Source organism: Coprococcus sp. AM11-30B (assembly GCF_027674365.1).
GTDB lineage: Bacteria > Bacillota > Clostridia > Lachnospirales > Lachnospiraceae > Allocoprococcus > Allocoprococcus comes.
Genome location: NZ_JAQDVB010000036.1, coordinates 1 through 25,692 on the forward strand (window position 1 = coordinate 1; position 25,692 = coordinate 25,692).

Annotated in this window: 24 protein-coding genes, 4 tRNA genes and 1 other annotated feature; of the genes, 20 read left to right on the plus strand and 8 right to left on the minus strand. The window is 42.4% G+C overall.

All coding sequences use genetic code 11. The annotated features are described in order from the left end of the window. Nucleotides 1-79: 79 nt before the first annotated feature. From PGU50_RS17065 to PGU50_RS17075, 3 genes are all read right to left on the minus strand, one after another. Nucleotides 80-153, minus strand: a tRNA-Ile gene (locus PGU50_RS17065). Between the two features lie 28 nt (nucleotides 154-181). Then, nucleotides 182-254, minus strand: a tRNA-Thr gene (locus tag PGU50_RS17070). Nucleotides 255-289: 35 nt separating this feature from the next. After that, a tRNA-Glu gene (locus PGU50_RS17075) sits at nucleotides 290-361 on the minus strand. Nucleotides 362-866: 505 nt separating this feature from the next. Between PGU50_RS17075 and PGU50_RS17080 the strand changes: the two genes are divergently transcribed. The 5 genes from PGU50_RS17080 (at nucleotide 867) to PGU50_RS17100 (ending at nucleotide 6,417) form a co-directional block, all read left to right on the plus strand. Next, on the plus strand, nucleotides 867-1,208 hold the full coding sequence (locus tag PGU50_RS17080; protein WP_270247551.1) for a PadR family transcriptional regulator: 342 nt from the start codon (nucleotides 867-869) through the stop codon (nucleotides 1,206-1,208). Beyond that, nucleotides 1,195-2,541, plus strand: coding sequence for an FtsW/RodA/SpoVE family cell cycle protein (locus PGU50_RS17085; RefSeq protein WP_270247552.1), 1,347 nt, complete (start codon nucleotides 1,195-1,197; stop codon nucleotides 2,539-2,541). Before PGU50_RS17080 ends, PGU50_RS17085 begins: the two co-directional genes overlap by 14 nt. Before the next feature lie 27 nt (nucleotides 2,542-2,568). Next, on the plus strand, nucleotides 2,569-2,742 hold the full coding sequence (locus PGU50_RS17090; protein WP_055247602.1) for a hypothetical protein: 174 nt from the start codon (nucleotides 2,569-2,571) through the stop codon (nucleotides 2,740-2,742). A gap of 158 nt (nucleotides 2,743-2,900) precedes the next feature. Beyond that, entirely contained in the window at nucleotides 2,901-3,857 is a 957-nt protein-coding gene (locus tag PGU50_RS17095; RefSeq protein ID WP_118218556.1) for a glycosyltransferase family 2 protein, read from the plus strand. Then, entirely contained in the window at nucleotides 3,844-6,417 is a 2,574-nt protein-coding gene (locus PGU50_RS17100) for a YfhO family protein (RefSeq protein WP_270247554.1), read from the plus strand. The genes PGU50_RS17095 and PGU50_RS17100 overlap by 14 nt, the downstream gene beginning before the upstream one ends. A 116-nt stretch (nucleotides 6,418-6,533) precedes the next feature. Here the strand turns inward: PGU50_RS17100 and PGU50_RS17105 are convergent, their stop codons facing one another. Then, the gene (locus PGU50_RS17105) at nucleotides 6,534-7,613 is read right to left on the minus strand and encodes a DUF4352 domain-containing protein (protein WP_270247556.1); all 1,080 of its coding nucleotides are present in this window, start codon (nucleotides 7,611-7,613) and stop codon (nucleotides 6,534-6,536) included. Between the two features lie 179 nt (nucleotides 7,614-7,792). Between PGU50_RS17105 and PGU50_RS17110 the strand changes: the two genes are divergently transcribed. From PGU50_RS17110 to PGU50_RS17130, 5 genes are all read left to right on the plus strand, one after another. Continuing rightward, complete coding sequence (locus tag PGU50_RS17110) at nucleotides 7,793-8,818, plus strand: alpha-hydroxy-acid oxidizing protein (protein WP_270247559.1); 1,026 nt, start codon at nucleotides 7,793-7,795, stop codon at nucleotides 8,816-8,818. A 26-nt stretch (nucleotides 8,819-8,844) separates the two neighbouring features. Further along, a complete protein-coding gene (locus PGU50_RS17115) occupies nucleotides 8,845-9,876 on the plus strand; it encodes a 3-deoxy-7-phosphoheptulonate synthase (RefSeq protein ID WP_117824250.1) in 1,032 nt (343 codons plus the stop codon). A gap of 251 nt (nucleotides 9,877-10,127) precedes the next feature. After that, nucleotides 10,128-10,727 (plus strand): DUF3793 family protein, encoded by a 600-nt coding sequence (locus PGU50_RS17120; protein ID WP_270247561.1) that lies wholly within the window; start codon nucleotides 10,128-10,130, stop codon nucleotides 10,725-10,727. Between the two features lie 53 nt (nucleotides 10,728-10,780). Then, a complete protein-coding gene (locus PGU50_RS17125; protein ID WP_195508796.1) occupies nucleotides 10,781-11,212 on the plus strand; it encodes a flavodoxin in 432 nt (143 codons plus the stop codon). A 198-nt stretch (nucleotides 11,213-11,410) separates the two neighbouring features. After that, nucleotides 11,411-11,701 carry a DUF2325 domain-containing protein gene (locus tag PGU50_RS17130; protein ID WP_008369822.1) on the plus strand — a complete coding sequence of 97 codons (291 nt, stop codon included), beginning with the start codon at nucleotides 11,411-11,413 and terminating at the stop codon, nucleotides 11,699-11,701. Nucleotides 11,702-11,901: 200 nt separating this feature from the next. Here PGU50_RS17130 and PGU50_RS17135 read toward each other — a convergent pair. Continuing rightward, a tRNA-Arg gene (locus PGU50_RS17135) sits at nucleotides 11,902-11,975 on the minus strand. A gap of 160 nt (nucleotides 11,976-12,135) precedes the next feature. Next, entirely contained in the window at nucleotides 12,136-12,636 is a 501-nt protein-coding gene (locus tag PGU50_RS17140; RefSeq protein ID WP_270203695.1) for a DNA-deoxyinosine glycosylase, read from the minus strand. Between the two features lie 574 nt (nucleotides 12,637-13,210). Here PGU50_RS17140 and PGU50_RS17145 point away from each other — a divergent pair. Beyond that, complete coding sequence (locus PGU50_RS17145; RefSeq protein WP_270247562.1) at nucleotides 13,211-14,764, plus strand: hypothetical protein; 1,554 nt, start codon at nucleotides 13,211-13,213, stop codon at nucleotides 14,762-14,764. 250 nt (nucleotides 14,765-15,014) lie between these two features. Here PGU50_RS17145 and PGU50_RS17150 read toward each other — a convergent pair whose 3' ends face one another. Beyond that, nucleotides 15,015-16,235, minus strand: coding sequence for a 6-phosphofructokinase (locus tag PGU50_RS17150; RefSeq protein WP_270247564.1), 1,221 nt, complete (start codon nucleotides 16,233-16,235; stop codon nucleotides 15,015-15,017). A 143-nt stretch (nucleotides 16,236-16,378) separates the two neighbouring features. Here PGU50_RS17150 and PGU50_RS17155 point away from each other — a divergent pair, with 143 nt between their 5' ends. From PGU50_RS17155 to PGU50_RS17195, 9 genes are all read left to right on the plus strand, one after another. Further along, entirely contained in the window at nucleotides 16,379-17,395 is a 1,017-nt protein-coding gene (locus PGU50_RS17155) for a glycosyltransferase family 2 protein (RefSeq protein ID WP_270247565.1), read from the plus strand. Nucleotides 17,396-17,457: 62 nt separating this feature from the next. Beyond that, nucleotides 17,458-17,702, plus strand: a binding site (T-box leader). 121 nt (nucleotides 17,703-17,823) lie between these two features. Continuing rightward, nucleotides 17,824-18,858 (plus strand): bile acid:sodium symporter family protein, encoded by a 1,035-nt coding sequence (locus PGU50_RS17160; protein WP_270247567.1) that lies wholly within the window; start codon nucleotides 17,824-17,826, stop codon nucleotides 18,856-18,858. Nucleotides 18,859-18,925: 67 nt separating this feature from the next. Continuing rightward, nucleotides 18,926-20,680 (plus strand): S8 family peptidase, encoded by a 1,755-nt coding sequence (locus PGU50_RS17165; protein ID WP_270247568.1) that lies wholly within the window; start codon nucleotides 18,926-18,928, stop codon nucleotides 20,678-20,680. A gap of 78 nt (nucleotides 20,681-20,758) precedes the next feature. After that, nucleotides 20,759-20,965 (plus strand): helix-turn-helix domain-containing protein, encoded by a 207-nt coding sequence (locus PGU50_RS17170; protein ID WP_270247569.1) that lies wholly within the window; start codon nucleotides 20,759-20,761, stop codon nucleotides 20,963-20,965. Further along, nucleotides 20,955-21,323, plus strand: a complete 369-nt coding sequence (locus tag PGU50_RS17175) for a KilA-N domain-containing protein (protein WP_270247570.1) — start codon at nucleotides 20,955-20,957, stop codon at nucleotides 21,321-21,323. The genes PGU50_RS17170 and PGU50_RS17175 overlap by 11 nt, the downstream gene beginning before the upstream one ends. Nucleotides 21,324-21,601: 278 nt before the next feature. After that, complete coding sequence (rsmH, locus tag PGU50_RS17180; protein ID WP_270247571.1) at nucleotides 21,602-22,711, plus strand: 16S rRNA (cytosine(1402)-N(4))-methyltransferase RsmH; 1,110 nt, start codon at nucleotides 21,602-21,604, stop codon at nucleotides 22,709-22,711. A gap of 197 nt (nucleotides 22,712-22,908) precedes the next feature. Beyond that, a complete protein-coding gene (locus PGU50_RS17185) occupies nucleotides 22,909-23,784 on the plus strand; it encodes a YitT family protein (protein WP_270247572.1) in 876 nt (291 codons plus the stop codon). 13 nt (nucleotides 23,785-23,797) lie between these two features. Next, complete coding sequence (locus tag PGU50_RS17190; RefSeq protein ID WP_008371417.1) at nucleotides 23,798-24,469, plus strand: response regulator transcription factor; 672 nt, start codon at nucleotides 23,798-23,800, stop codon at nucleotides 24,467-24,469. Next, nucleotides 24,466-25,488 (plus strand): sensor histidine kinase, encoded by a 1,023-nt coding sequence (locus PGU50_RS17195; protein ID WP_270247573.1) that lies wholly within the window; start codon nucleotides 24,466-24,468, stop codon nucleotides 25,486-25,488. The genes PGU50_RS17190 and PGU50_RS17195 overlap by 4 nt, the downstream gene beginning before the upstream one ends. 6 nt (nucleotides 25,489-25,494) lie before the next feature. On the opposite strand, the gene PGU50_RS17200 is transcribed toward PGU50_RS17195, so the two are convergent. Then, on the minus strand, nucleotides 25,495-25,692 hold a 198-nt coding region (locus tag PGU50_RS17200), incomplete at its 5' end, for a hypothetical protein (protein ID WP_270247574.1).

The window sequence follows — 25,692 nt, forward strand, 5'->3', positions numbered from 1 at the left end:
TCGAACCCACGACCTCCGCCGTGACAGGGCGGCGCTCTAACCAACTGAGCCATCGGGCCATATGAAATTGTTAAAAAAGTGGACCTTCAGGGACTCGAACCCGGGACCGATCGGTTATGAGCCGATTGCTCTAACCAGCTGAGCTAAAGGTCCAAATTAAATACGTCCCACTAAGGACAAAAGCCGATGATCGGACTCGAACCGATAACCTGCTGATTACAAATCAGCTGCTCTGCCAATTGAGCCACATCGGCATATTGCTGTGTATATACAATTGGCTTAAACCAAGTGACTCCGACGGGAATCGAACCCGTGTTACCGCCGTGAAAGGGCGATGTCTTAACCGCTTGACCACGGAGCCAAAACTATTTTGGTGAACTGTTTTATAACAGTGACCGAAAATTATAATAGCATAACTATATGATTTTGACAAGTGTTTTTTTGAAAAAAATAAAATTTTTCGGCTAAATTTTTAGCTTAAGGAGAAAATGAGGAATATCTGTGTCGGAAAGCTGAAAATTCATAAGATGAAAAAAAGAGCCGATACAAAACTGTATCGGCAGAGTAGAGAGAAGATATATATAAAAGGTATAGGTCAAAGACATATGCCTGATTTTTTAGGCGGACATCCTGATAATCTTACAGAGTTTATATCATATAGGATTACCGGCGTCCCTTAACTTTATGCATTTAGTATAACGGGAAATTATGGAAAGAATGTGACGGGCAGATAAAGAAATCCTGAAATATCTTAAAAACTTCTGAAGAAGAGATAAATTTCAGCAAAACAGTTGACGTATATAGATTATCGATATAATATGAAGGTACAAAGTATATAGATAATCGATATAAGGAGGGAGAAAGAAATGGCAGTTGATAAAAGTCTGATATCAGGGAGTACGACTCTTTTGATCTTAAGCCTTCTGGAAGAGAAGGATATGTATGGATATGAGATGATCGATACGTTGAAAGGAAAGTCAAACAATGTATTTGAACTAAAAGCGGGAACCTTATATCCGCTACTGCATTCTATGGAAGAAAAGGGATGGCTTACCGTATATGAGCAGGAGGCCGGTGGAAAGATGAGGAAGTATTATCGGATTACCAGAGATGGGAAAAAGCAGTATCAGGCAAAAAAGAAAGAGTGGAAAGCGTATTCGGAAGCTATTTTACAGGTGATCGGAGGTGTGTGTTTTGGAACGGCGTGATTATCTGGAATTGATGACCGGTCAGATCCGCTGCAAGAAAATGTGTCCGGTTATTGCAAAGGAAGTAGAAGATCATATTGAAGATCAAAAGCAGGCTTTTATGGCAGAAGGGATGAAGGAAGAAGAAGCTGAGAAGGCAGCTGTGGAGGAGATGGGTGATCCGGTGGAAGTCGGAGTGGAGATGGATCAGATCCACAGACCGAAGATGCCATGGAAAGTAATTTTTGTAATCGCTCTGATGCAGATTTTAAGTGGAATGTTTGCAGTTTTCTTTTTGAAACAGAATGAAAGTTATGGATATATCGCAGGAATCCGGCAGATATTCCGGCTTGCGATGGCATTTTCGGTTATGATCCTGGTGTGTTATATGGATTACAGCTGGATCGGGAAGCACGCAAGGCTTTTGGCAGGCAGTTATCTGTTGTTTATGGTTCTGATGAGACATTTTTTTGCCCTTCAGATTAACGGTGCAGTAAGATGGATTGGAGTCGGCGGTTTCAGTGTAAGTCTTTCGCTGATGAGCTGGCTGTTTCTTCCATTGTATGGTGCAGTGTTGTATCGGTACCGGGGAGAAGGATATGGTGCTGTTCTTAAAGCCATAGTCTGGATGCTGCTTATCGCAGGGATTCTGATCACCTGTCCGGATCTTGTGATGGCAGGGACGGTTGGACTTTCCTGTGTCTTTATGCTGATGCTGGCACTGGAAAAGGGATGGTATCAGGTTGCGGTTACAAAGGTGATGACCGGAATAGGTATCAGTGTTGTTGGAGTTCCGGTTGGCATACTGGCATATTTTTTCTTCTTTGGTGCGGAATATCAGAAAAGCCGTATCCTGGCGATGTTTGCAGTGAATAAGTCACAAATGATGAAAGGGACAACGCTTGGGGCAGTACGGGAACTGCTGTCGAAATGTATGGCAGTTGGACGCGCCACCGGAGTAGAGGACTTTTGGACTGGGGACCGTATCAGTTCCGCGGATTATATGATGCTTGGAATTGCGGGGTATTGTGGAATTCTTGTGATGGTTCTTTGTATTGCAATAATTGCCGGTTTGCTGTGCTGGTTTTTAAGAAGCGCGCTGAAGCAGAAGAACCAGCTTGGTATGATGATGGGATTTGGCTGTGTGATGGTTCTGGCAATTCAGTTTCTGTTATCACTGCTGGCGAACATTGGGGTATCCAGGTTCGGTCAGGGAGCCTGGTGTCTGTTCTTCGGATATGGACGAAGTGGCCAGATGGTTTCAGCAGTATTGATGGGAATTTTGCTGAGTATTTACCGGCATCAGAATGTAACTCCTGAGCTTGTAGTTGAAAAAAGAGCGGTGGCGAGCTAAGATAGAAGAAAAAAGAGGAGGAACAAGATGCTGGTTTGTGATTATATTGTAGAGAGAATCGATGGAGATTATGCGATGCTGAAGCGGACCAATCTGCCAGAGGAAGAGGCAAAGATGGTAGCAAGAGCACTTCTTCCGGAAGAGATCCGGGAAGGAAGCCGCCTTCATTATGAATTACTTCAGTATACAATTGTTGAATAAAGGTATGGAAAATGTGTGTGCCCTGGGACTGGAAAGTGCCGGAGCACACTTTTTTCAAAGTGTAATTTTCTGTTTAGAAATTTTTCAGAAAATATTAAGGAAAATGGATGTGCATATTTAATAAAAAGAGAGTAAACTCTACTTCCGAGGTGAAGAATATGGATAAGATTTCGGTAGTAGTACCATGTTATAACGAAGAAGAGGCATTGCCTGTTTATTATAAAGAAATGTGCCGTGTAATGGACGAGATGAAGGATGTTGTATTTGAACTGATTTTTGTAGATGATGGTTCATCAGATGCGACGCTTGGTATCATGAAAGACCTGAATGAAAAGGATAGCAGGTGCAGATATCTTTCATTTTCCAGAAACTTTGGAAAGGAAGCTGCGATTTATGCAGGACTGAAAGCATCGGAAGGCGATTATGTTGCACTTATGGATGTAGATCTTCAGGATCCACCGACGCTATTACCTGAGATGTATGAGATCCTGCAGGAGGATGGATACGACAATGTAGCGACAAAAAGGGTCACAAGAACCGGAGAGCCACGTATCCGTTCTTTCCTGTCAGAAAGCTTTTACAAATTTGTCAATGCTATTTCAAAGACAGAGATTGTAGATGGAGCGAGAGATTACCGGCTGATGAAGCGGAAGATGGTGCAGGCAGTTCTGGAAATGAGCGAGTATAACCGTTTTTCAAAGGGAATCTTCGGCTGGGTTGGATTCCGTACAAAATGGCTGCAGTACGATAATATTGAGCGCTCTGCTGGAAAAACCAAGTGGTCCATGTGGAAGCTGTTTAAATATTCGGTGGAGGGAATTACTGGATTTTCAGTGGCACCGCTCTCACTGGCTTCGGTAGTGGGTGTACTGTTCTGCGTGCTTTCCTTTATTATGATCGCAGTAATCGTAATAAGGACGCTGGTCTGGGGAGATCCGGTATCCGGCTGGCCGTCACTTGCCTGTATTATTTTCATGGTCAGCGGAGTACAGCTTCTCTGTACCGGAATTGTAGGGGAGTATCTGTCAAAGACTTATCTTGAGACGAAGAAACGTCCGATTTTTATTTTAAAGGATTCCAGCGATGATAAGGAGCAGAAGCATGAAAGAACGTAGAAAAGGTCTGCTATGGGAAATGGCACTGATCCTGCTTACGGTTGCCGCCTGTCTGTACTCTACAGGCGCAGGAAATATTTTCGGGGCAAAGGTGGACTGGAGCAGTCAGCACAGTGTGTTCCCGGAATATTTCCGGCAGCAGTTTTATCGTACAGGGCAGTTTTTTCCTGAGTTTGCATTAAATATTGGCGGTGGTCAGAATATTTACAATTTTTCTTATTATGGATTGTTTAGTCCGGTCGTTTTGATCGGTTATCTTCTGCCGAATGTGAAGATGTCAGATTATATGATGGTGGCAAGTATTGTATGTCTGGCAGCAGCGGTTATAATTTTGTACCGGTGGCTGAAAAGCCGGGAATTTACAGCTGCGGTAAGCGGGATGACAGCGCTGATGTTTCTTTTCGCAGGACCTATGATCTATCAGTCGTCGCATCAGATTATGTTTGTAAATTATATGCCATTTCTTTGTCTGACATTTTTGGGAATCGACCGATATTTTGAACAGAAAAAATCCGGTCTGCTGATCGGCGGAACCTTTCTGATGATTATGACAAGCTTTTATTTCAGCATCGGTGGAATACTGGCGCTTGGTCTATATGGAATTTACCGGTATGCAAGGACAAAAGAGCGGGCAGAAGAGATGATTACGGTAAAAGGATTTCTAGGTGACGGACTGCGGTTTGCAGGAAGGATTCTGACGGCAATCATGCTTGCAGGAGTTCTTCTTGTGCCGACTGCGATGGCTCTTCTCGGGAGAAGCGGAAGCAAGGGAGAAAAAACAGATATCTGGCAGCTTCTGACACCGCAGATCAATTTGGAAAAATTTCTGTATGGGGCATATGGACCGGGACTTAGCTGTCTGATGCTGATTATTTTGCTGACCGGACTTTTTTATAAAAAGGCTTATGAGAAGATCCTGTCGCTTGGTTGTCTGGTGGTGCTGACAGTTCCGTTTTTTTCGTATCTGCTCAATGGTGCACTTTATATCAGACCGAAGTCGCTGATCCCGTTTTTGCCGCTTCTGTGCTATCTTACGGCAAAATATCTGGAGAAGCTGAAAAATCAGAAAATAGCGAGAATCTGGATGCTTCTTCCATGTCTGGCAATTATCATATATATTTATCTGAAGAAGGATGATGTGAAAAGCGAAGTCCTTTGGAAACTACTTTTGCTGGATGCGGTCATAACACTGTTGATCTGCGTGGCACAAGCGTATAGTGCATGGATTCGGAAGTATCTGACAGTAGCCGTTCTGGGACCGGTGATCCTGAGCCTTATTGTTACCGGAAGCTATTCCTGGGAAAAGAGTGGAAATCTGGAGAGCAGGAAAGCGTATGAGGAAGATACCAGCCGGTCCATCGGGAAAGCTGTGGACAAGGTAATTACATCAGATAGTGGATTCTACCGGATCGAGCAGGTTGGAAATGAAGAGGAAAATGCGGAAAATCTGAATCGTGTGTGGAACAGTGAGCAATATATTACATCCCTGTATTCATCTTCCTATAATGCTGATTACCAGAATTTCCGTAAAAATGATTTTCAGGTAGAGCAGCCGTACCGAAATTTTCTGATGCAGTCGGTTTCGCAGAATCCGGTATTCAGACAGCTGATGGGAGTGAAATATCTGATCTCCAGTCAGAATATACCGGGATATGAGAAAAAGTGGATGACCGGGGGAGGGGATGTGTACTGTGATGAAAATGCAGCACCGATTGCCTATGAGACGGATCAGACGATGTCGGAAGCGGAATATGACAGACTGGATTTCCCATATAATCAGCTGGTATTTACCAGATATGCTGTGACAAAGGACGGAACTGTATCGGCAGGACAGGTGAAAGAAAAACTGGCAGAAGACATAGAGAAATGTGATTTTCGGATTCCGGAAAAGAATAACGGGATTTCACTGGTTGTCCCGACTGAAAACGGATATCAGGTGAAAATGAAAAAGGAACAGGAGTTCGAAGTGGCTGTCCCGGAACAGGAAGAGAAAGATGGAGTTCTGTTTGTACAGTTTCGAATCGAAAATAAAAAACCGAAAGAGGATATCGAAATATCCCTGGAAGGAGAGCGCAATAAACTTTCGTCAATCCAGCATGTGTATTATAACAGAAATACCGTATTTACCTATGCAGTAGGACTGGAAAAGGGGCAGAAAACGGTCCGTTTATCTCTTGGAAAAGGAGAGTATACGATTAAAGATATGAGTGCATATAACGGCGTATTAAATGAAGATACCGGCCTTTATCAGAGTGTATTCAGGGTGGATAAAGAGCAGACGAAAGGGAATCTGATCCAGGGGAGAATCAAAAGTCAGAAGGATGGAATGTTCATTACGTCCATTCCGTTTGATAAAGGGTTTGAAATGACGATAGATGGCGTAAAGGTGAAATGTGAAAAAGTGAATAAAGCGTTTCTGGGATTTCATCTGGAAGCAGGAAAACATAAAATCAGAATTTTGTATCATGCGCCTGGAGTGACAGCAGGAAAGATACTGACAGGTCTTGGCGTTCTGATTGTGATCGCAGGGGCAGTAAGAAAGAAAAAATGCGCGAAGTGAATCTTTAAGATTCTGAAATAAAAAAGGATACAGCCTTAGAGCTGCATCCTTTTTTTATTTGACAGAGAATTCCGAAGAAGCTTGCTTTTGCCATCCATGTATCTGCAGGTAGTAGTTTACTCCTGACGCTTGATCTGAAAATGAACGGCATCATCAGACCAGATCTTATCGGTATATCGGATTTCGATGGTAGACCAGTTCAGTGGGACTTCCAGAGAAAGATATCCTTCCAGGGTTTCGCCGGGAGCGATCGTTCCATCGAGCTTTGGCTGGTCGCTTGTGGTTGCAAGAGCAGTAAATGCAGCTGCACTGTAGTCAAGTTTGGTATCGTCACAATAATTTTCAAAGCTTGCCATACTGCTGATGACCAGATCATCAGATGTCTGATTGACAATTGTCATATGGACAAACATAAATTCATTGCCTTCTGTCGGGACAGACCAGTCATCTCCTTCGGATTCTACGTAGCTGTCCATCGTGATCTCAATGCCATTGTATGCGGCGGTCTCATTTTGCTTATAGATCTCTTTGGTGGCATCAGCTGTCTTCTTCGGTGTTGGAGTGCCGGAAGAATTGTCAGAAGAAGTGTGCATTTTGGAAAAAAGGAATATAACCGCAATAATGATCAGGATGAGAATCAAGATGATAAACGGCAGACTTTTTTTGTGTTTCTTTTTGGGGTTTGTTAGCTGGTCTGGTGAAGTTACATCATCAGAAGATGCATCGGACTTTGTGCCTGCAGTATCATTTTTGGAAACTGGCGTTGGTTTGGCAGCAGGTTCATCTGCCTGACCGGAGCTGATAACTGGTTCTGGAACTGGAGCATGCTCCTGTACGGAGGATTCATTTCCGGAAAAAGGTTTGTCTGTAGAAACTTTTTCAGTGGCTTTCTTCTGAGCTTCTGCTTCTTCTGCTTCCGGAACATTTTTACGCATGCTGCGCATGGCAGCAGCTGTGCTGTGGTAGATCTCCGGTCCGTTCAGGGGATCGTCGAAAAAAGCCTGCTGTCTGGCAGCCGGGCGCTTTTTTCCGGAAACAGATCCATGCTTATGAGCAGAAGATCTGGTACTTCGGGTATCTGTATCATCCGGAATCACAGCGGATGCCGGAAATCTTTTACGGCAGGTATCACAGAGATATTTGCCGGGATATTTTTTGCTGGGGCGGACTTTGTGACCGCATACAGGGCATTTCATTCTAAGTTAAGTCTCCTTTATGATTCAAGTGTTCTGTTTTTATTATAGGGGAAAATCCTGTCAAAAACAAGGAGGTATTCTTGTCGAACAGACAGAAAAGTGATATCATACTGACTAAGTAACGTGGCAGAAAGTCGAAGCTGTCAGATACAGGAAAACAAAAGAAAGCAGGGAATGATATGACATATCAGGAAATGATGGAAAACGCAAAATTATCTATGGGGCTTTACTGCAAAGCCTGTCCGGTTTGTGATGGAAGAGCATGTAAAAACCAGATACCGGGACCGGGAGCAAAAGGTGTTGGTGATACTGCGATCAGAAATTATAAAAAGTGGCAGGAGATCCGCGTGAACATGGATACGATCTGTGATGGCGGAGAGACAGACACTTCTGTGAATTTATTTGGAAAGGAATTTAAGATGCCGTTCTTTGCAGGACCGGTTGGAGCCGTGAATCTGCACTACAGTGACAGGTATGATGATGTTTCTTATAATAATGTACTGGTATCAGCCTGTGCAGATGCCGGAATCACCGCATTTACCGGAGATGGAGTGAATGCAAAGGTAATGGAGGCTGCAACGGAGGCAATCCGTGAAAATGATGGATGCGGGATACCTACAGTAAAGCCTTGGAATCTGGATACTGTCCGGGAGAAGATGGAACTGGTGAAGAAGTCAGGAGCATTTGCGGTAGCGATGGATATTGATGCGGCAGGACTTCCGTTTCTGAAAAATATGAATCCGCCGGCAGGAAGCAAGAATGTACAGGAGCTTTCCGAGATTGTGAAGATGGCTGGAAGACCATTTATCGTCAAAGGCGTGATGACAGCGAAAGGCGCGAGAAAAGCAAAAGAAGCAGGTGCCGATGCGATCATCGTATCTAATCACGGAGGAAGAGTGCTGGATCAGTGTCCGGCAACTGCAGAAGTGCTGGAAGAGATTGTAAAAGAAGTGAACGGTTCTATGAAGATTCTGGTTGACGGAGGGATTCGCTCCGGTACAGACATTTTCAAGGCACTTGCACTTGGTGCTGACGGTGTACTGATCTGCCGGCCGTTCGTTGTAGCGGTCTATGGCGGTGGAGAAGAAGGTGTGAAGCTTTACATTGATAAGCTGGGAGCAGAACTCAAAGATGCCATGCAGATGTGCGGTGCACATTCTGTTTCAGAAATTACAAGAGATATGGTAAGATATTATCAGGACTAGAAAAATACATGCAGGAGGATAATACAATGGGAATGAGAGTGAACGCAGAGCTGCCATTACCGGCAGACCTGAAAAACGAATATCCGTTATCGGATAAATTAAAAGCTATCAAGGCGAAGCGGGATGAAGAGATCCGTGATATTTTTACAGGGAAATCAGACAAATTCGTGGTGATCATCGGACCATGTTCGGCGGACAATGAAGATTCGGTATGTGAGTACGTGAACAGGCTTGCAAAGTTAAATGACAGAGTATCGGATAAGTTGATGATTATTCCAAGAATCTACACGAACAAGCCACGTACAACCGGAGAGGGATACAAGGGAATGTTGCATCAGCCGGATCCGGAGCAGGCACCGGATCTGCTTGCCGGAATCATTGCAATCCGTAAAATGCATATAAGAGCCATGCAGGAGACTTATCTGACAGCAGCAGATGAGATGCTTTATCCGGAGAACAGAAGTTATCTGGATGATATTCTTTCTTATGAAGCGATTGGTGCGCGTTCGGTTGAGAACCAGCAGCACCGTTTGACTGCGAGCGGAATGGATATCCCGATTGGGATGAAGAATCCGACAAGTGGAGATTTATCGGTAATGCTCAATTCTGTTGTTGCAGCACAGGGACCGCACCGCTTCATTTATCGTGGGCAAGATGTGACGACAGGTGGGAATGATCTGGCACATGTGATCCTGCGGGGCGGCGTGGATAAATATGGTACAACGATTCCAAACTACCATTATGAGGATTGCAAGAGACTTCTGGATATGTATGAGCAGAAGAATTTGAAGAATCCTGCAGCGATCATTGATGCCAATCATTCCAATTCTAACAAGCAGTACAAAGAACAGCTCAGAATCGTAAGCGAGGTACTGCACACAAGAAATTATGATTTAAAGCTGAAAAAACTGATCAAAGGTGTAATGGTAGAAAGCTACTTGGTAGAAGGAAGACAGGATATCGGCGGAAATATGGTATACGGTAAATCGATTACGGATCCGTGTATTGGATGGGAAGATACAGTGAGACTGATTGATAAGATTGCGGAAGACTGTTAATTATAAAAATACAGTGTATCAAGGTTGAAAAACTTTGATACACTTTTTTTTGCAGAAATGATTACAAAATTACAGTAAGATATATTTCCAGGGCAGATAGAATATATGTTGTAAAAACATAAATTACGGGTTAATGAGAAAACTTCTCAAAAATTCCTATAGACAAAATCCCACTAATATAGTAGACTATAAATAGTTAGAAAAAGCTAACTAAAATAAATTTAAACAAACTCATACAAGAGGAAAACAACATGAACTGGATGCAGAAAGATGTACAGACATCTGCTCAGATGGAAATTGCATGGCAGTGTGCTCCGGTATTGACCGGTGTAAAGCCATCCAATATTCTGACCTTGAAAAATGTAAGTGAAAAGGAAGTTGCGGAAAGTCTGAAAGAGATGGGAATTTCATACAGCATGCTTTGCGACAGCGGAGTCCGAAAAGTATGGCTGATCTACAGAGAAGAAGAGATTCTTGAAATCCTTGGAAAAAAAGAATACAGCGAATTTCTTGATATACTTGGCTATCGGGGATTTGAGTTTCCGCAGATGCTTCAGATTATGAATCTGAGATTTGAAGGATATCAGCATGGAAGTGCAGAATTTCCACATGAACTTGGAATTTTCCTCGGATATCCACTTGCAGATGTGAAAGGGTTTATTGAGCACAACGGAAAAGATTTCCTTTATCAGGGATACTGGAAAGTGTATGAGAACGTAGAAGAACGCAAGAAAATGTTTTCTATCTACAACGTTGTAAAAGAGGAATTTATCAGGGAAATGCAGGCAGGGAAGGATCTGTGGCATGCAGCAAGAAGCGTGAGACAGCCATTTGACATACAGCCTGCATAAAGGAATAAAACCTGGTAGATGATAGAAAGAAAAAAGAAAGGAAGAATTTAAAAATGAGTGATATTTGTGTAGCATACTGGAGCGGAACAGGAAATACAGAAGCAATGGCACAGGCAATTGGAGCAGGAATTACAGCAGCAGGGAAAAGTGCTGATGTAGTACCGATGGAAACTATTTCGCCTGCTGATTTAAAAGATCAGGCTGTCTGGGTACTTGGATGCCCTGCAATGGGAGCTGAAGAACTGGAAGACGGAACGGTAGAACCGTTTGTATCTGAACTGGAAGGATTTGCATCAGGAAAAAAGGTTGCCCTGTTTGGATCCTATGACTGGGGAGACGGCGAATGGATGCGTACATGGACTGAAAGAATGGAACAGGCTGGTGCACAGATCGTCGGCGGAGAAGGACTTATCTGCCACGGAACACCGGGAGCAGATGCAATAGATGAGTGTGAGTCACTCGGCAGGGAGGTGGCTGGCTTATAAGAGATACGAATACCTTTTAAATAAAACAGAAAACCGAAAAAGCTAAATAATCAAATAAAATTATAATCGAATCAAAAACAAATAAAAACCAAAAATTAAAAGCTAAATAATCATCAAAAAAGAGCCGCTCCGTTTTTGCGGGGCGGCATACAAAAAAATCACAATCGTTATTAGAATGAATTAAGGAGATGGATAAGAATGAGCGTTGTAATTGTAGGAGGTCATGACAGAATGGTCTGTCAGTATAAAAAAATATGCAAACAGTTTAAATGTAAAGCTAAAGTATTTACGCATATGTCTGCCGATCTGAATAAGCAGCTTGGACAGCCTGACCTGTTTGTACTTTTTACAAATACAGTATCGCACAAGATGGTAAAAACCGCGCTTGATGAGGCAAAAAGAAGCAATGCGAAGGTGGTTCGCAGTCATACAAGCAGTGGTGCGGCTCTGACAGAAATTTTAACACAGGAAGCAGGAGCAGCGGTTTAAAGCATGAATTTATTTACCGGGATCATGATCCCTTTTATTGGAACGACGCTGGATGTGGCACTTGGATAGAATGCAGAGTGGAAAAGCGAAAAGAAATGAAATGAATGTGTCCTGGTATGAAAATTATCTGGGCACTTTTTATATGTGCCCAGATTGGCACATATAAAAAAGAGGTCTTTCTCACGAAAGACCTCTTACAGCGTGCGTTAGAGGATTCGAACCCCCGACCTTTTGGTCCGTAGCCAAACGCTCTATCCAGCTGAGCTAAACGCACATTTATATTGTGTGTTGAACTGTGTTGCTCAACAACAAAATTGAGTATACATCAGGAAAGACAATATGTCAAGCACTAAAATGAAAAAAGTTAAAAAACTTTTGATCTCATTTTTGAAACTCACTTTTGAACGGGGAGATTAAGGCAAGTTTGCTGGCTCTTATTCAAGATAAGGACAGATCTGATTCCATTTGGTAAGCAGGCGTTCCTTTGACCAGGCTGCATTTGCCGGACTTGTGGACGGCAGACAGATTGCTTTTTGCTGAGTTTGTGGAAAACAGTATTTTTTATATAAGCGGTCGGCAGTGCCTCCGTTGGTGAAAATCTGCCGGATGGATGCCGTCTGAAGAATCTCTGTAAGGTCATTGGGAACGACATTGCGGATACTGCTGTCACTGGAGCCTTCGATATCACAGGAGGCGATCACATCCCAGACGGCAATGTGGTGTGCAAGGAGCAGTGATTTTTTTTCTTCTATGCCGACAGGAAGTGGTTCATCTGTAAGTGTGGCAATAAGATTCCAGAAACGGTTTCTTGGATGTCCATAGAAAAACTGACTTTCCCGTGATTTTACAGAAGGGAAGCTCCCAAGGATCAGAATGCGGGAGTCTGTGTTAAATACAGGATGGATTTCGTGAAGTACATGTGAAGATTCAGCCATAGGTATGCCTTCTTTCATAAATATATTCAATAAAAGGATAAGCGATACGGGAGTGAAAAGCAAGTGGGAAAAAGTACAGTCTGGGTTACTGTTCACTCCCGTGTCAATCACTACGCTGATTGGCACGGAGGATGCACGTTTTATCTTGCATGGCATCTCGCCCATCGCCAAAGGCGATTTAAAATGGCGAGATGCGTTGCTGGTCACAGGTACTGTGAACAGTAACCAGTCTGGCAGAATGCACAAACCCTGGAATCCCTGTGACTGTCAGGAGATTATAGAAAATAAAAAGATCAGTGACTGGTTTTGGAATAAAAAGTTTGTGAATTATTGAAAAAAGTTCTGCTTGTAAAGTGGCGGATGTCAGTGTATAGTGAAGTCACTCTAATTCGATTCTAATTTTATTTTACAGGAAATTGCATCCGGTATAATAAAATACTCTGCGAAGATACGCAGGGTGACATTCTCTATTTTGAAACAGATCACAAGAAAAGTATATGATATCAGACACATGATTCAATGTGGCATTTTCGGGACAAGTTAATATGAATGAACAGACACAGGGAGGAACAGGATGGAAGAAAGAAAAGACTATGCGGTACTCCGTTTTGTGGATCAGAATGGCTGGAGTTATATGGTAAATGACTATGCAAAGGGCTGTTCTTTGATGGAGTATATCAAACAGGGAACCCGGGTGGAAAAAGAAACAGTATTTGACTGGATCAGACAGCTTTCAAAACAGCTGGAACAGTATTATCGTTGTGGAAATGAGGATGCTGCGTATGGATATGTGAACCCATATGCAGTGATTATAACCGGAGACGGAATGCTTTGCCTTCTGGATATCAATGAACCGGAAAACGAGGAACTTTTAAAGCAGATGAAGAAGAAAAAGCTTCGTATGCTTTTTGTAAGGAAAGAAAGGGTTCTTTCGCAGAAGACAGAACGGTCGGATGATCTGTATGGTCTGGCAAAGATAATGGAATTTACAGCAGAAAAATGTCTGGATCCAAAGGCATTTACACGGAAAGAAGAGCGAGTCTGGAAAAGAATGCTTGGAAAGTGTTATAGCAGTGGGAAAAATGCCATAAAAGTATTGAAAAATATGCAAAAAGAAATTGGTTTTCTGGAAAGGGAAATGGAAAGACCGAGGGATAAGGTTTCGGCAAAAAAGATTTTGCTTGCAATTCTGGCGGTTTGTATCATGAGTGTAGCAATCATCGGAGGGACAGTGAAAAAGCCGGAAACAAAAGCGATTGCAGCGGATCAGGATCAGCCAGAGGCGGGAGTTCAGGAAGGAGCAACGGAGAAAAAGGAGACAAAAGAGGTTGTGGAACAAAATGGGGACAGTCCTTATCTGGAAATGGGACTTATTTATTATGTAGCGTGGGAAGATTATGTGAATAGCCTGGATAGTCTCGATAAGGAAATGCAGGAGACAGAGTTTTCCGATGCATACCGGGTGGTCATAGCGAGTCTGGAAGAAGGGAGTATACAGCAGCAGGAGGATGGATTAAACGCAGAAGATGCAGTAAAAAAAATATTAGATGAATTGGAGAAACGTGCAGAAAAAATACAGATGAAAGTGTATTTGTACCAATACCCGCTATTGAAGGTAAGTGTTCTGGAAGAGAGTGAAAAATGGAACAGGCTGACAAAGAGAATTGGTGAGGAGATGATTAGAAGACAGGCGTGGTACCGGTGGGATACAAATGGAGAAAAGGAGTGTGAGGTCAGAAAATATCTTGCAGAAAGCTATTTTAAACTTGGTGAGAATTTAAAAGCAGCTGAACAATATGAACAGATCAGAAAATTAGAATCGAATGAAGAAGAATTAGAAGAGATTTATGAAAAGTTGCAGTTGATTTATGAAGAAGCGCAGGAATATGAGAAAGTGTGGGAGATCAGCAGAGAGGCGGTTGAAGTATTACCGGATTCAAAAAGGTTGTGGATGAACTATCTGGAGCGTTATTGTGAGAATCCGGAAATGGAAAGAGAATTATGTGCAGAAGCAGTAAAAAAGGCCATCCAGGCAGTTCCTGAGCTTGCAGAATCAGAAACGTTTAAACAGCTTCAGGGAAAATATAAAATTGTGATCGATGGAGAAAATATCCGGGTTGGAGAATAAAACGCTGAAAGAAATTTTTGAAAAAGTCCCATAAAAGGGAGGATGCCGGGTGACTTAAAAGCCCCCGGCATGTATTATGAAAAAGTTATTCTATTATTAACTTCTGCACGTCTTATTAAATGATTTGTTTGAAATCTTTTATCTTTTATGTTCTTCATTTGATGATTCTAGTATATAAAACACTTGTGAAGAAAGAGTGTTTAACAAATGAAGGTTTTTTGAAAGATAAATGAACAAATTGTGAACAAGACTATTTGCGGAATGCGAAGTATGGAAGCCCATCTTTCATAGGTACTTCTACACTTCCCTGGATCAGTGGGCGGGCATAAGCGATGAATTCATCTCCGATGTCGGAACCGTCTTTTGTGATCCATTCTTCAGGAACAGCTTTTTCTTTATTACAGATTTCGTTCACGTCTGCAGTTCCGAATTCAAGGATGTATGGGTCATCACTCTTACGGATAAAACTGATCATCTTTCCTGTTTCACCATCTAAAGCGGCACTTACAGCAAAACGGCCGGAAGCAGCGGCTTCGTTCAGATCTGTGGCAGATAAACAGGAGGAAGAGCATCTCTGGCAGACATTGAGTTCCACAGAGCGTACTTTGATACCAAGCTTTTCTTTTACGAGATTTTCAAGATACTTTCCGGAGCCGGTTAGCATTTTATGACCGAAAGTATCTGTGCCGACATCACTTGCAAGCTCACAGAAAAAGGTTCCGTTACCATCGTTGATTCCTTCGGAAATGCAGACAACGAGATTAGAAGTTTTAGTAAGCTTTTCTTTTACCTTTTCGATAAATGCATCCGGGGAGAAAGCAACTTCCGGAAGATAAATAAGAACCGGATTATCGCCTTTAAATTTGCGGGCAAGAACGCTTGCGGCGGTCAGCCATCCGGCATGGCGTCCCATGATCTCGACGATGGTGACAGATGGTTTATTATCATAGACAGAGGCATCAATTGCAATTTCGCGTACTGTAGAAGCAACATATTTGGCAGCACTTCCGTAGCCCGGGGTATGATCGGTCAGAACCAGATCGTTGTCGATGGTTTTCGGAACTCCGATGATGCGGATATCACTTCCGACTGTTGCTGCGTAGCGGGATAATTTACTTACGGTATCCATAGAATCATTTCCGCCAATATAGAAGAAATAGCTGATTTCTTTTTCGGTAAATTTCTGGAAAAGTTCAGGATAAACCGGATCGGAAAGATCTTCCGGTAATTTATAACGGCAGGAACCAAGATAAGAACCCGGTGTGGTGCGGATACGTTCCAGTTCGCCATTTTCTTTTAAAGGTGCCATGTCCATTGTGTGATCGGCAAGAAAACCTTCGATACCGTTGATCATACCGATGACATTATCAATCTCCGGATTTGCCAGACCTTCTGAGACAACACCATAGAGACTTCCGTTGATTACAGCAGTAGGACCACCTGATTGTCCGACCAGTAAATTGTGATTCATAGTTGAAATCCTCCTATTTATTCATAGTAATCATATAGCTTTAACTATAGCCGAAAAATGTGAAATTTACAATATCAGTTGGAAAACAAAAAAAATTAGGCTATACTAGGAACGTGAGCTTTAAATTGAGAAGGAGAATACACATGAAATATATATCGTTTGCGATTCCGTGTTATAACTCGGCAGCTTATATGGACCGGGCAGTGGAATCTATTTTAAAAGGTGGAGAAGATGTAGAGATCATCATAGTTAATGACGGATCAAAGGATGATACTTCAAAGATTGCACATGAGTATGAAGAAAAGTATCCAACGATCGTCCGTGCAGTTGATAAGGAAAATGGTGGACACGGAGATGCGGTCAATGCAGGTCTTGACCACGCAGAGGGAAAATATTTTAAAGTTGTGGACAGTGATGACTGGGTAGATGAAGAAGCACTGTACAAGATTCTGGATGTTCTGAAAAAGTTTGAAGAGGAAGAAAAGCAGGTGGATATGCTGCTTGCCAATTATGTATACGAAAAAGAAGGAATGGAGCACAAGAAAGTGATTGAGTACAAGAATGTGCTTCCACAGGAAGAGATTTTTGGCTGGAATGATGTGAAACATTTTCATCTGGGACAGTATATTCTGATGCATTCTGTTATTTACCGGACAGATTTCCTGAAATTATGTCAGCTCAAGCTGCCGAAGCATACATTTTATGTGGACAATATTTATGTTTACTATCCACTTCCGCATGTGCGTAAGATGTATTATATGGATGTGGATTTTTATCGTTATTACATTGGAAGAGAAGATCAGTCTGTCAATGAAAAGGTGATGATCAGTCGTGTGGATCAGCAGATTTTTGTCACAAAGAGTATGATTGATATGTATGATATGCGCAAGATTTCTAATAAAAAACTGCGGACCTATATGACTAATTATCTTGCAATTATGATGACGGTGTCTTCGATTCTTCTGATTCGTTCCAAAAATGCAGAGAATCTGGAAAAGAAACGGGAGCTGTGGCAGTATCTGAAGAAGAATCACTACGGAACTTATTGGAAGATCCGATACGGAATCCTTGGACAGACCATGAATCTTCCGGGCAGATCAGGAAGAAAGATTTCGTCTCTGGCGTACATTGTGGCGAGAAGAATTGTCGGATTTAATTAAAATTCGTTCTTGACATTTCCGAAGAGAAGACTATAATAACTGTTAAAGAAAATATGGTTCACCAAAATTCGTTGATGAGAACAAAGTCGTATCCGTCATTATTTTCAGAGAGCCTGTGGATGGTGTGAACAGGTAATAACCGGATAAGGATATCCTCTCTAAGAAGCGGGTCCAAAGCAGAAAAGTATCTGCAAGTAGACCTTGCCGGGATCCACCGTTATATGGATAGCATATGTTGGTATGTGAAGTGCCGCAGATTATTTTCTGTGGAATTAGGGTGGTAACGCGGATTTTATTCGTCCCTTTTCAGATTGATTCTGGAAAGGGACTTTTTTGTTGCTGTGTATACAAAAAATCCTGTGAATTTTGTTATCGGAAGATTAGAAGAACAGTTTTGCGTGGACGAAAAGAAAAAGGAGGAAACTGTAATGAAAGCATTACAAAAAGCAAGCAAATTTTTATCAGACTATACATCATTGGTGGTAATCGCTATTGCAGTAGTCACATTCTTTGTACCGGCAATGATGGGATGGGTAAATAACCCATTGTTCGTTGATCCGGTATCCAACAAGTTCACCTGTCAGTCGATCATCATCGGAATCATCATGTTCAGCATGGGACTGACACTGACAACCGAAGATTTTAAGATTCTGGCACAGAGACCTTTTGATATCTGTATCGGTGCAATCGCGCAGTATCTGATCATGCCATTTCTTGCATTTGCACTGACGAAAGTACTTCAGCTTCCGGATGGAATTGCACTTGGTCTGATCCTTGTAGGCTGTTGTCCGGGTGGTGTATCCTCCAATATCATGTCTTATCTGTGTGGCGGAGATGTGGCATTTTCCGTAGGAATGACTACGGTATCCACAATCATTTCACCGATTATGACACCGCTTATGGTTTCACTTCTTGCAAGCGGAACGCATATTACGATCAAAGGACTTCCGATGTTTGTATCTATTGTTGAGACCGTTATTGTTCCGGTAGCTTTTGGATTTTTACTGAATTATCTGTTTGGAAAGAAAAAAACATTTACAGAGCTTCAGAAAGTGATGCCTGGAGTTGCAGTACTTGGACTTGCATGTGTAGTTGGCGGAGTGGTTTCTTCGCAGGGAGACAAATTCTTTGAATCAGGAGTTGTAATTTTTGTGGCAGTATTTCTTCATAATGGACTTGGATATCTGCTGGGATACGGCGCAGGAAGACTGACTGGTATGAATACTGCAAAGAAGAGAACAATCTCCATCGAAGTTGGAATGCAGAACGCCGGACTTGCTACCAACCTTGCAACCACAACGGCACAGTTTGCGGTTGCACCGGAATCCGCAATTATCTGTGCTGTATCCTGTACATGGCATTCTATTTCAGGAACACTTCTCGCAGGATTATTTGCAGCATATGATAAGAGAAAAGCAGGAAAGTCTGCAAATAAAAAGCAGGCTGCAGAAAATGTAGCATAAAATACAGAAATAATTTCGGAATGATCGTCATAAAATATCAGGAATAACTTACAGGGCGTAAGAAGATATGGAAGATCAGAAACTGGAAAATCTTTTAAATCTGGCGCTTGGAGCGACGGAAGAAGAAAGAGAAAAATCATTGAACCTGGATGTCGGGTATCATCCGATTGACAGGGAATGGGAATTGATTATTAAATATTCGGGCAATCTGGATCAGGTAAGAGCCTTGGCAATCCAGGTGGTTGAACTTCAGAATGAGTACGCGATCATTCGGATCAGCCAGTCCAGGATTGATTTACTTTCAGATATTCCTGAGGTAGAATATATAGAGAAACCGAAACGTTTATTTTTTCAAATAGCAAATGGGAAGCGGGTATCCTGTATCAATGAGGTGCAGGATACCCGCTTTCTTGATATGCGTGGACAGGGTGTACTTGTGGCGATAATTGATTCGGGGATTGATTATGCGAATGAAGATTTTCGGAATGCAGATGGAACGACGAGAATACGGGTGATGTGGGATCAGTCATTAAGACCGAATGCGGATGAAGAGAAGAATCCACCAAAAGGTTATTGGATGGGAGTGGAATTTACCGAGGAGCAGATTAACAGGGCACTTGAGGCTGACGCGTCAGAGGAAAGGAGAAGAATGGTACCAAGTCAGGATATATCCGGTCATGGGACTGCAGTTGCAGGGATTGCTGCCGGAAATGGGCGAGGAAGCGGAAATCTGTATGCCGGTGTGGCACCGGAGAGTGAGCTGATTGTGGTAAAAATGGGATCGCCTATGCCAGACGGATTTCCACGGACGACAGAACTGATGCAGGCGATGGATTATGTGGTGAGGAAAGCACTGGAATTTCGGATGCCGGTGGCGATCAATCTAAGTTTTGGAAATACATATGGTTCTCATGACGGCAGGAGTCTGGTAGAACGGTATATTGATGATCTGTCGAATTTCTGGAAGAGTGTGATCTGTGTAGGGACCGGAAATGAAGCAGCAAGTGCCGGGCATACTTCTGGAGTGCTGCAGAAAAGAAAAGAAGAAAGAATACAGCTCGCAGTACAGGCAGATGAACCGACATTGAATATTCAGATCTGGAAAGCGTATACGGACGAAGTGGAAATTTCATTTGTATCTCCTGCGGGGACGCGGATCGGTCCAATACAATCTGTTCTCGGTTCGCAGAGATTCCGGATCGGGGAAACGGAGATTTTATTATATTATGGAAAACCGAGCCCGTATAATGTCGCGCAAGAGATTTATATTGATATGATTCCGGTGACAGATTATATTACGTCGGGAGTCTGGCAGATCATTTTGAATCCGACAAGGGTTGTGGAAGGGCAGTATGATCTGTGGTTGCCAAGTGAGAATGTATTGAACCGGGGGACAGGATTTTTGTATCCGGATGAAGAAGTGACCTTAACGATTCCTTCGACTGCAGATAAAGTGATATCGGTTGGGGCGTATGATGCGCTTACTTTTTCCTATGCATCTTTTTCAGGAAGAGGATATACCTGGCAGGATGAAAGGACGAAACCGGATCTTGTGGCACCGGGAGTGAATGTCAGGACGGCAGCAGTTGGCGGAGGGATGACTTCGGTGAGTGGAACTTCTTTTGCGACGCCTTTTGTGACCGGAGCGTCGGCACTTTTGATGGAGTGGGGGATTGTGAGAGGGAATGATCCGTTTTTGTATGGGGAGAAGGTGAAGGCGTATCTCCGGCGCGGGGCGAGAGAGCTGCCTGGATTTGGAAAGTATCCGAACCGGGAGGTGGGGTATGGTAGATTATGCCTTTCAGAGAGCATACCGAAATGAAGATGATAGATGTTGTAATAAGTAAAAAAATATGCTACGATACATACACAATGTGTAAAAGAAAAAGGGGGGGAGAAAATGGAAATAAAAGATAAAATAAAAGAATTACGAGAAAGTACCGGAATGAACAGAAAGGAATTTTGTGAATATTTTGAAATCCCATACAGAACAGTAACAGAGTGGGAACGAGGAACCCGAAAGATGCCAGATTATGTGTTACGCTTATTAGCGTATAAAGCAAAGATGGAAAAACTCATCATAAAGGAAGATGTGAATGAAGAATAAAATAATTGAAGTGCAAAATGTGCAGATTTCTATTTCGAAACAGGAGTTAGATGATTATATTTGTATTACAGATATTGCTAAGGCTAAATCAGATTCTGTCAGGGCAGCAGATGTGGTAAGAAATTGGTTAAGAAATCGTGGTACTTTGGAATATTTGTCTGTATGGGAACAGATATATAATCCCAATTTTAAAGTGTTCGAATCTGAACACTTTAAAAAGCAAGCAGGGTTATTGATTTTTACACCTAGTGTTTCGGAATGGGTAAATGAAACAAATGCCATTGGATTATATGTAAAGCGTGGAAAATATGGTGGCACATATGCACACAAAGATATTGCAACAATTGATCATATATAGGCGTGTTTGGCATATGTCAATTTTGAAGGTATTTCTAATTCAGATATTCGAAAAATGTTCGGTTTGGGAGAAAAAGAGAAGACCAAGGCATCGAGATTTTTTACCAGTGCTGTTGAAGGTGGATATATTAAAGTAATGGACCCGGATACAGCACCAAGATATAAAAAGTATATTCCATATTGGGCATAATTTAAGTTTCGCTATGAGTCAACAAAATCGATGGAGTTGACCAGAGATTCGAAAAACCAAAAATAAATCAACAAGTAAGGAGATAATGTATGTTAGAACAGGAAAAGAACACTGAACAAGGTGTTCACAAGCGCCGCACAAGGTACAAGGGGAAATATCCACGAAAATTTGAAGAAAAATACAAAGAATTACAGCCGGAGAAATATCAGGACATGATTGCCCATGTCATTCAGAAAGGAAATACACCTGCCGGAATGCACATTTCGATCATGGTGCAGGAAATTCTTGACTTTTTGAAGATCCAGCCGGGAGAGGTTGGATTTGATGCAACGCTTGGCTATGGCGGACATACAAAAGCGATGCTGAAATGTCTGGAAGGAAAGGGGCACATTTACGCGACAGATGTAGATCCGGAAGAATCTGCAAAGACAAAAAAACGTCTGGAAGAACAGGGATTTGGGGAGGATATTTTAACAATCCGTCTTCAGAACTTTTGTACTATCGATGAGATTGCAAAAGAAGTTGGGGGATTTGATTTTATTCTGGCTGATCTGGGTGTGTCTTCTATGCAGATTGACAACCCAAAGAGAGGATTTTCTTTCAAAGTGGACGGACCTCTGGATCTGCGACTGAATCAGGAAAAAGGGATCAGTGCAGCCGAAAGACTGGATACAATTTCAAGAGAAGAACTTGCCGGGATGTTATATGAAAATTCGGATGAGCCGTACTGTGAAGAACTGGCAAAGGCAATCACCGAAGAAATTTGGAAAGGACATCGAATTGATACTACGACAAAGCTGCGCCAGGTGATCGAACAGACCTTGTCTTTCCTTCCGGAAAATAAGGAGAAAAAAGATATTATCAGGAAGACCTGTCAACGGACTTTCCAGGCGCTCAGAATTGACGTAAATCATGAATTTGAAGTACTCTATGAATTTATGGAAAAACTGCCGGGCGCTTTGAAACCGGGGGGAAGAGTAGCGATCCTGACATTCCATTCAGGAGAAGACAAACTGGTGAAGAAAGCTTTAAAAGCAGGATATCGCGAGGGAGTTTATTCCGAATATGCCAAAGATGTAGTCCGGCCTTCGGCAGAAGAGTGTGCACAGAATGGGCGTGCAAGATCTACGAAGATGCGCTGGGCTGTGAAGGCAGAGCATTCTGATTGTGGCGCTGGCAGCGGCATTTGTGATCAGTAATCTGGTAGTGAGAAGAACATTCGGTATTCTGGAAAAAGCAGATTCGAACTTGAGGATCAGAAACGACAGAAAGAACTGAAAGTGGAAAAAATTGTACTTTAGTCTATAAATTCAGATGCCGGCGTGATATACTGTATGGAAAAGTTACGAGGTATCAATTACCTGATATAAAAAGGAAGCAGGAGGAAAGAAAGAGTATGAACAATTTTTTGCCACAGAAGAGGGGAATGCAGGTTGTCTGGATCATAGTGGGCTGTCTGATCTACGCAGTTGGTCTGAATGTATTTATTATCCCTATGAATTTATACAGCGGGGGAGCAGTTGGTCTTGCACAGCTGTTAAGTTATGGAGCAGGACAGATCGGGATTAAGGAAATTGCAGGTCTGAACCTGTATGGTATCATTTATTTACTGCTCAACATTCCGATTTTATTTATTGCATGGTTTAAAATCGGAAAGACATTTTTTATAAATACAATCCTTGGAACGGTAGGAATCAGTTTATTTACTTCAATCGTACCAACTCCGGCAACAGCAGTGATCGCTGATCCGGTTATTGGAATCATCATCGGTGGTGTTGTAACCGGAGCCGGAATCGGAATCATGCTGACGGCAAAAGGAAGCGGTGGTGGAATAGAGGTTATCGGTATCTGGATGGCGAAAAAATATGCGGGAATGTCCGTTGGAAAACTGGGAACCATCTTCAATCTGATACTGTATGCCATTTATCTTTTAGTTTTTGATATCTCAACGGTGATTTATTCGGTTGTCTACCTGTTCTTCTACACGGTAACTCTGGACAGGATGCATTTTCAGAACATCAATGTGAGAATGCTGATTTTCACGAAGAAGAAGGGAATCGCAGAGGCAATCATGAAAGAAACCGGACGTGGTGTTACGCAGTGGAATGGTGAAGGTGCATTTACGAGTGAAGACAATTATGTTCTGGTGACGATCGTGAATAAATTTGAAGTAGAAGATATCCTGAACATGGTGTATTTACTGGATCCGGAAGCATTTACTACGGTAGATGAAGGGGTTAAGGTGTACGGAAACTTCCAGAAGAGAGTTTAGGAGTCAGGAATAAATGTATAAAATACTGATTGTTGAAGACGATAACACGATCGCAGAGCGGCTGGCATCGCATTTAAAAAAGTGGAATTATAAGACAGTATGTGTACGTGATTTCAAAAATGTAATGGAAGAATTTAAAAAGACAGATCCACAGCTTGTAATCCTGGATATCGGGCTTCCGTTTTACAATGGATTCTACTGGTGCCAGGAGATCCGGAAACTGTCCAATGTGCCGATCATCTTTCTGTCATCGATGAATGACAACATGAATATCGTGATGGCAATGAACATGGGCGGAGATGAGTTTATCGAGAAGCCGTTTGATCTGAATGTAGTGACAGCAAAGGTGCAGGCGGTGCTTAGAAGAGCATATGCACTTCAGGGAACGGCAAATATCATTGAGCATGGAGAAATGCTGCTGAATTTGGGAGATGCATCACTTACAATAGCCGGGCAGAAGATTGAACTCACCAAGAATGAGTTCAAGATCTGTCAGATGTTTTTTGAGAGCGCAGGAAAATTTGTGACCAGAGATGCGATCATGACCAGACTCTGGGAAAGTGACGAATTCATCGATGATAATACACTTACAGTAAATGTGGCGAGACTTCGGAAAAAGCTGGAGGAAGCCGGAATGCATGATGTGATCCGGACAAAGAAAGGAATCGGGTACATGCTGGTATGACAGAGATTTTAAGGGCATTTTGGAAAGAAAAAAGACCAGAGAGAATTGCGGTTCTGGTTTCGGGCATCCTCTTTGCAGTCATCTTCTGGATCTATGAAATTCCGGTGGAGATTGCAGGATATGCGTTCCTTCTGGTGATTTTGTGGAATGTGATCTGGTTTACACTTGTTTTCATACGATATGAAAAAAGACAAAGAGTACTGGAAGAAAATCAGGAAAAAATCCGGACAGAGGCAGAAGGATTTCCGGGGGCAGAAAGCCGGGAAAGCGAAATGTACCAGGAACTGATCCGGCAGCTTTATGAAGAGAAAAAAGAACTGGAATCCTCTGTGCAGATTGAAAAACAGGAGCTGTCTGATTATTACAGCATGTGGGTTCATCAGATCAAGACTCCAATTGCAGCACTCGGAGTCCTGATCCAGAGCGGAGAGGAACTGGAAGAAGTACAGGAAAGCCCGAAAGCACAGGAACTTACCCGAAGCATGAAAATGGAGGTATTCCGGATTGAACAATACGTGGATATGGTACTCACCTATCTCAGAATGGGTTCCGCAACCTCCGATTACGCCTTCCAGATCTGCAGCCTGGAAGAAATCGTCCGCCAGGCAGTCCGCAAATATTCCCAGATGTTCATCATGACCAGAACAAGACTTCACCTTGAAATCCAGGATAAGAAGATCCTGACCGATGAAAAGTGGCTGACCTTCGTCATTGAACAAATCCTCTCCAATGCAGTTAAATACGCAAGAGGCGGAGAAATATCAATCTACACAGAAGAAAAAACTCTGGTGATCTCCGATAACGGAATCGGCATTGCAGAAGAGGATCTCCCAAGAATCTTCGAAAAAGGCTTTACCGGCTACAATGGAAGAGCGAATAAAAAATCCACTGGAATAGGATTATATCTCTGTAAGACAATCATAGATCGTCTCCATCATACTATCTGGATTGAATCAAAACCAGAAAAAGGAACAAAAGTATACTTAAATTTTGACCGTGAATCCAGACGAATAGAGTAATGGAGTCTATCGGTACAAAAACGAAAAAACTTCCAACAACGGAACAGAACTATGATTTACTTTTGGGTAAGGATCTATCAGTTGCAAAAAGTTTATCCATTTGAACAAAACAGCCGCCAGAAAAAATAAATATGGAAAATTCCATGTTGTGCGCCCAGCTAAGGGTGTGTAGTCAAGCCGGTGGAATTCCGGTTTATCCAAGGT

Coding starts and splice junctions, on each gene's coding strand:
- PGU50_RS17080 (WP_270247551.1), top strand. CDS start 867: ATGGCAGTTGATAAAAGTCTGATATCAGGGAGTACGACTCTTTTGATC.
- PGU50_RS17090 (WP_055247602.1), top strand. CDS start 2,569: ATGCTGGTTTGTGATTATATTGTAGAGAGAATCGATGGAGATTATGCG.
- PGU50_RS17095 (WP_118218556.1), top strand. CDS start 2,901: ATGGATAAGATTTCGGTAGTAGTACCATGTTATAACGAAGAAGAGGCA.
- PGU50_RS17100 (WP_270247554.1), top strand. CDS start 3,844: ATGAAAGAACGTAGAAAAGGTCTGCTATGGGAAATGGCACTGATCCTG.
- PGU50_RS17105 (WP_270247556.1), bottom strand. CDS start 7,613: ATGAAATGCCCTGTATGCGGTCACAAAGTCCGCCCCAGCAAAAAATAT.
- PGU50_RS17110 (WP_270247559.1), top strand. CDS start 7,793: ATGACATATCAGGAAATGATGGAAAACGCAAAATTATCTATGGGGCTT.
- PGU50_RS17115 (WP_117824250.1), top strand. CDS start 8,845: ATGGGAATGAGAGTGAACGCAGAGCTGCCATTACCGGCAGACCTGAAA.
- PGU50_RS17120 (WP_270247561.1), top strand. CDS start 10,128: ATGAACTGGATGCAGAAAGATGTACAGACATCTGCTCAGATGGAAATT.
- PGU50_RS17125 (WP_195508796.1), top strand. CDS start 10,781: ATGAGTGATATTTGTGTAGCATACTGGAGCGGAACAGGAAATACAGAA.
- PGU50_RS17130 (WP_008369822.1), top strand. CDS start 11,411: ATGAGCGTTGTAATTGTAGGAGGTCATGACAGAATGGTCTGTCAGTAT.
- PGU50_RS17140 (WP_270203695.1), bottom strand. CDS start 12,636: ATGGCTGAATCTTCACATGTACTTCACGAAATCCATCCTGTATTTAAC.
- PGU50_RS17145 (WP_270247562.1), top strand. CDS start 13,211: ATGGAAGAAAGAAAAGACTATGCGGTACTCCGTTTTGTGGATCAGAAT.
- PGU50_RS17150 (WP_270247564.1), bottom strand. CDS start 16,235: ATGAATCACAATTTACTGGTCGGACAATCAGGTGGTCCTACTGCTGTA.
- PGU50_RS17155 (WP_270247565.1), top strand. CDS start 16,379: ATGAAATATATATCGTTTGCGATTCCGTGTTATAACTCGGCAGCTTAT.
- PGU50_RS17160 (WP_270247567.1), top strand. CDS start 17,824: ATGAAAGCATTACAAAAAGCAAGCAAATTTTTATCAGACTATACATCA.
- PGU50_RS17165 (WP_270247568.1), top strand. CDS start 18,926: ATGGAAGATCAGAAACTGGAAAATCTTTTAAATCTGGCGCTTGGAGCG.
- PGU50_RS17170 (WP_270247569.1), top strand. CDS start 20,759: ATGGAAATAAAAGATAAAATAAAAGAATTACGAGAAAGTACCGGAATG.
- PGU50_RS17175 (WP_270247570.1), top strand. CDS start 20,955: ATGAAGAATAAAATAATTGAAGTGCAAAATGTGCAGATTTCTATTTCG.
- rsmH (WP_270247571.1), top strand. CDS start 21,602: ATGTTAGAACAGGAAAAGAACACTGAACAAGGTGTTCACAAGCGCCGC.
- PGU50_RS17185 (WP_270247572.1), top strand. CDS start 22,909: ATGAACAATTTTTTGCCACAGAAGAGGGGAATGCAGGTTGTCTGGATC.
- PGU50_RS17190 (WP_008371417.1), top strand. CDS start 23,798: ATGTATAAAATACTGATTGTTGAAGACGATAACACGATCGCAGAGCGG.
- PGU50_RS17195 (WP_270247573.1), top strand. CDS start 24,466: ATGACAGAGATTTTAAGGGCATTTTGGAAAGAAAAAAGACCAGAGAGA.